Raw genomic sequence first — 5694 nt, forward strand, 5'->3', positions numbered from 1 at the left:
TTATCAAAACGGGGCATCAAGTTTATTTCATGGTTCAGTTTTCCAGGGCGTAAAAAGTGTTTTAAATATTAGCCCTGAGAAAATAACAATAGATTGCTTAGTGCCAAAGGTAGAAGCAAAAAAACAAGGACAATTTCTAGTCCAAACATTCAACCCTTATATTGTTGATGTTCAAATTCATGCACTATGGATTTAGTCACAGTATTATCATCAAGTCGGTTGTTTACCTTCAGAAATAAATTATTTTGAGCAATTTGCCGAACTCCCATTTGATGAAAAGTTGTACATTTCTTGCGAAGTGAAATCAAGGACAAACTCAGCAATAGTTACGAATGTGATTACACACGATATCCAAGGGAAAATATATACCAGAATGATGGACGCTAGAGGCACTGTTTTACCTCGCAACTTAGAATAGGTTTAGTTCCAATTTTCTCAAATAGCTGGCTTGCGGGGAGTATTTTAGAACAAACCGCAAAGCACACAAGGAGCAATTCGGCGCATTTATTCATCTATAGGAATCCGATTTGATTTATGAATGAAATTTTTCAAACGAACCGCAGAGACGCAGAGAGCGCAGAGGTGGAAAAGAAGAGGTGTTCAAAAATAGCAATTATTGGGATGGACTGCTATTTAGGTGGTGGTTGCCAAGGGTTAGATACCTTTGAACAAAGCATTTATGAAGGAACGCAACATTTTATTCCTTTGCCTGACCAGCGATGGCAAAGCATAGAAAAGTTAGAAAAGCTACTCAGAAAACATGGTTTTGACAATGGAAAAGCACCATTAGGAGCATACATTCAAGATTGGCAAATTCCATCAAAATCCCAGGATAAATTTAATCTCCAAGAAATTTTAATGTCTCAGGTCGCTGATAATGCCCTTAAAGATGCAGGTATTTATCCAGGGTCAAAGGTTGCAGTAATAATCGTTAAATCTCCAGAACTTGAACATCTAGACATCGAGAATAACCAGGCTAATGATATTTTTCACCAGTGGAATTTTACTGGAACAGCATTAACATTAAACGCTGAAAAAAGTTCAGTCTTTAAAGCCTTAGAATTAGCGCAAAAACTACTCATTAACAAAGAAGTAGACGCTGTTTTAGTAGGTGCGGTAGATAGTGCAAGCGTTTTACTCCGCCATCAAATATGCTCAGTATCTCGTGTAAGAGAAGCCATAAAATCAGAAAAATTGGTTTATTTAACTCTAATAAATACACCAGAAGAAGTTATTATTTCTGGTGCAGCACAAGCTTGTGCAAGAGTCATTGAAAATCTGCAATGTCATGCTTACCCCACTCCACTTAAGCACGTAATCCATTGTCAGCCAATGCGCTCAGAATACAATGAACTTGCTAAAATCAACACTTTACCAGTCAAAAATGTCAAAGAAACTATTTTTTATTCCGCAGCCGAATACAAACCCATGCTTCTGGATAGTAATTCTATTGGTAACAATATTGCCCAAACTTTATGCCAAGAGCTTGATTTTCCTCGGCTAGTTAACCGTGTCTACAATGATGGTTCTAAAATATTTATTGAGGTAGGAGTTGGCAGTAACTGTTCACGATGGATTAGTAAAATACTCCAGGACAAAGAACACTTCACAGCTTCTTTGAACAGACGAGGCATAGATGATCATGTTTCTATTATTAGAGTATTAGCCAAACTCTTGAGCCATAGAGTTGAAATGGATTTGTCACCTCTATATGCACCCTCACCAGCTAGTTCTATTCACAATCAATTGAGTATTAATAAAACTGACAAAAAATTCCAGCGCTTACAAGAGTCAGAAATATTTCATACATCATCAATTCATGCTCCTGAGCAGCAAGTTAAATCTTTAAAGCTGAAGGAATTGAGCAAACCTACATATTTTGATAGCCCAGATTGGATTATGAGTGACTTAATTGGCGAGACAGTACCAGAAATTCTTTGTTTTGATAAAAGCCATACATCTTATAGTACATTATTGCGCGATCGCCCTATTGCACCTCAAGAAGAACTACTAGATGATCCTGTTTTTATTCCAGAAACAGAAAATCAAGAAAGCCTACTACCTAATGATGACATAGCTGATAAATTTGTAGCCAAAAAACCCCAACCTAACTTACGGAGTCCCCACTATCAAAAGCTCATTCATAACGCTTCCCAGATGACCCAAACTCACTCTGTTTTACTACAAGTCAGACAAGAATCGCTACATCAAATCAGCACAATTGTACAGCAACAGCTAAAGTTATATCAAAAGCTATTCGAGCAACCAATCCCAGAAATTGACTAACCATCCCCGTACCTTTGCATTCAAAAATATCCCCATTTTTCTAAATCTGCAATAAATCAAAAAATCATGCTGACTAATAATATCCTCAATCATAAACGTGGCAATTCACTCTTAAAACTTTCTAATTCCTTTGTCAGCCAAAATACAGCTTGGCAAGGTTCATTAAACACCATAGCCTTTGATGGAAATGGTATCAAAGCCAAACTCCTTAACTTAGCTAAACCTTGTTACATTATCAAAGTTGAAGATAAAATTGGTGTCACCAACGAAGGAGAATCTTTTCATTCCCAGAATGGAAAAAGCGGACAAGAACTGTTAATGTCAGTTCCAGCAATGCAGATACAACAGTTAGGAGATCCAAATTTTCTAGACTTCCACAATGTCAAATATGCCTATACAACTGGCGCAATGGCTCATGGTATTGCCTCGGAAGAATTAGTAATTGCTTTGGGAAAAAATAAAATTTTAAGTTCATTTGGTGCTGGAGGTTTATCTCTTGACCGTGTGGAAATAGCCATTAACCAGATTCAGCCAGCCCTACCCCAAGGCCCTTATGCTTTTAACCTACTCCACAGTCCCAGTGAACCTGCTATTGAACGCGGTGTCATTGATTTGTATTTGAAATATCAAGTCAGAACAATAGAAGCATCTGCCTTTTTAGATTTGAATGAAAACATTGTTTATTATCGAGCTGCGGGGCTAAGTTTAAATACAACCAATGAAATCGAAATTAAAAATAAAGTCATTGCCAAAATTTCTCGCCGAGAAGTTGCCACAAAATTTTTAGAACCTGCGCCTGTTAAAATTCTCAAAAAATTAGTCCAGCAAGGTCTTATTAGTGAATTACAGGCAACTTTAGCCGCAAAAATTCCGATGGCTGATGATATTACTGTAGAAGCCGATTCTGGTGGTCACACAGATAATCGTCCTTTAGTTTGTTTGTTACCATCCATTCTAGAATTAAGAGATCAAATTCAAGGTCAATATGGTTATGAAAAACCAGTCAGAATCGGAGTAGCTGGAGGAATTGCCACTCCCCAATCAGCCTTAGCTGCCTTTATGATGGGTGCGGCTTATGTTGTCACTGGTTCCATTAACCAATCGTGTATTGAAGCTGGAACATCTGAATATACTAAGCAATTACTAGCTCAGGCAGAAATGGCTGATGTGATGATGGCTCCAGCCGCAGATATGTTTGAAATGGGAGTAAAACTGCAAGTTCTCAAAAGAGGAACACTCTTTCCACTCAGAGCGCAAAAACTCTATGAATTATACAAAAACTATGATTCAATTGAAGATATACCGATTGCCGAAAGAGAGAAATTAGAAAACCAAATTTTTAAAGCTAATCTAGATGTCATTTGGCAAGAAACAGTTAATTATTTATCTCAACGTAACCCTGAGAAATTGCACAAAGCAGTCAATAATCCCAAGCTGAAAATGGCTGTAATTTTTCGGTGGTATTTGGGGTTATCTTCTCGTTGGTCTAACTCTGGTGAAAAAGGTCGGGAAATTGATTACCAAATCTGGTGTGGCCCTGCTATGGGCAGCTTTAATAACTGGATAAAAGGTTCTTATTTAGCAGACTTAAATAATCGTCAAGTTGTTGATGTTGCTCATCAAATTATGACTGGTGCAATATTTTTATACCGGATGCAAAATTTAAAAATACAGGGCTTAGAAATGCCAACTTACTTCAATACATATCGCCCAACTAAGTTTAATTAATAGGCAATATAGCAGCTTTCACTCATGTGAAAATTTTTAACACTTATGCCAATTAGCAATAAATCATGAAAATATCTCAAATTTTACCAAATTTTACCCAACGGGGTATTCAGCAATTAGTCATAAATGACAGAAAACTAGGATGCATTGAGCAGGCTATGGAAAACTTAAATAGCCATGCTAAAACCTGGAACATAGTCACTATTAGTAAGATTAAAGGACCCCTCAGCGCAGAAATTATCAGACAGGCTCTAGATATAATTCAGCACCGCCACCCCCGACTTAATTCCCGAATTGTACGTTTAAGAAATGTTCTGTATTTTCAAACAGAAGGCACAGCAAAAATTCCGTTGCGTATTGTGAGAAAAGTTCTGCCTGAGCAATGGCAAGAAGTTGTTAAAGAAGAAATGAACCAGTCAATTGACAGCAATAAATATCTGATGCGAGCCGTACTTGTTCATATTCACAGTAACAGGCATGAAAATTACCTGATTACAACAGGGCATCATGCCGTTGGAGATGGTTTATCATCTATGCGACTGCATTCAGAAAATTTGACTTATTGTCAGAAAATTGCTTCTGGAAACCCCATTAACCTAGTTCCTAATTTACCCGTACTGCCTCCTGTAGAAGAAATATTACCTACATGGACAAAAAAGCTCACAGGTAAAATCAGTACCACAATATTTCTGTTGCAGCTTGGGTTAAAAAAAATTTGGCATCAACCACAAACATTAGGCTTTGAAAAATATGTTCCTATTGCCCAGCGTAGTTGTGATATTATTCACAGTCAACTTGACCCAGACTTAACCCAAAAGTTAATCAATTGTTGTCGGCAGGAAAATACAACGGTAAATAGTGCGTTATGCGCGGTAATGATGTTTGTTGCTGCCAACAATATAGCTAAGAAAAAGGGTAAAGATATCAGACTAAACTGCCTATCTTATCTTGATTTAAGGAGACATTTAGAATCAAAAATTAGTGATGAGCAGATGACTGTCTTAGCTTCATCAACTATGGAATTTTATACTATACGGAAAAATACATCTTTCTGGGAATTAGCACGAGAGGTCAAACAAAACTTTGAGGCTAATATCCAGGGCGGCGATATGTTTAAAATGATTTTAGTGGCAAAGCATCTGATAAATTTTAGTTTAACCTACCCAAAGCAAGTAGCTGCTACGGTATCTGTATCTAATGCTGGTAGAGTCAATATTCCCCACATTTACGGCAAGTTTGAATTAGAAGAAATCAGTTTTTTAGGTTCTCATGCTTTATATGCAGGTATGTTTATTACCCATGCCTCAACTTTTAGAGGCAAAATGCTACTCAATTTTGTGCTTTCTGAACCTTCAATTAGTCGCCAGAATATGGAGGATATTGTTAATCAATTTATATCCTATATTTATCATATTTGCAATTTAAATGTTGAGCCAAAGTTAACTCATATTTGATTTTAAATATTTGGCTTAACTTCTGAAATAAATAAGTGCTTTTTGCTCATCAAATCATGGCATATATGTATTTGATTTCTATATTATATTACCTTAGAGGCAAAAAATGAATCAGTCTACACCTAATTCAAACATTATTCCATCTTACACTGTGGAAAAAATTGAAGCTTGGCTAGTTTCTCAAATTGCTGAACAGTTGAGTATTCATATCGATGAAATAGATGTT

The 5694-nt window shown here is 36.6% G+C and carries 2 protein-coding genes and 3 pseudogenes; all 5 read left to right on the plus strand.

What is annotated here, in order from left to right; translation table 11 throughout:
* Window positions 1–418 (plus strand): annotated as a pseudogene (locus VB654_RS24410) (polyketide synthase dehydratase domain-containing protein); the annotation flags it as partial.
* 116 nt (window positions 419–534) lie between these two features.
* Window positions 535–1119: pseudogene (locus tag VB654_RS25295) on the plus strand (beta-ketoacyl synthase N-terminal-like domain-containing protein); the annotation flags it as partial.
* Between the two features lie 30 nt (window positions 1120–1149).
* Window positions 1150–1716 (plus strand): annotated as a pseudogene (locus tag VB654_RS25300) (polyketide synthase); the annotation flags it as partial.
* Window positions 1717–2352: 636 nt separating this feature from the next.
* Window positions 2353–4014, plus strand: a complete 1662-nt coding sequence (locus VB654_RS24420) for a PfaD family polyunsaturated fatty acid/polyketide biosynthesis protein (RefSeq protein ID WP_323216428.1) — start codon at window positions 2353–2355, stop codon at window positions 4012–4014.
* 65 nt (window positions 4015–4079) lie between these two features.
* Complete coding sequence (locus tag VB654_RS24425) at window positions 4080–5468, plus strand: phthiocerol/phthiodiolone dimycocerosyl transferase family protein (RefSeq protein WP_323216429.1); 1389 nt, start codon at window positions 4080–4082, stop codon at window positions 5466–5468.
* Window positions 5469–5694: the final 226 nt, after the last annotated feature.

Origin of the sequence: Nodularia sp. UHCC 0506, assembly GCF_034931045.1 — a bacterium.
In the GTDB taxonomy this organism is placed as follows: Bacteria; Cyanobacteriota; Cyanobacteriia; order Cyanobacteriales; family Nostocaceae; genus Nodularia.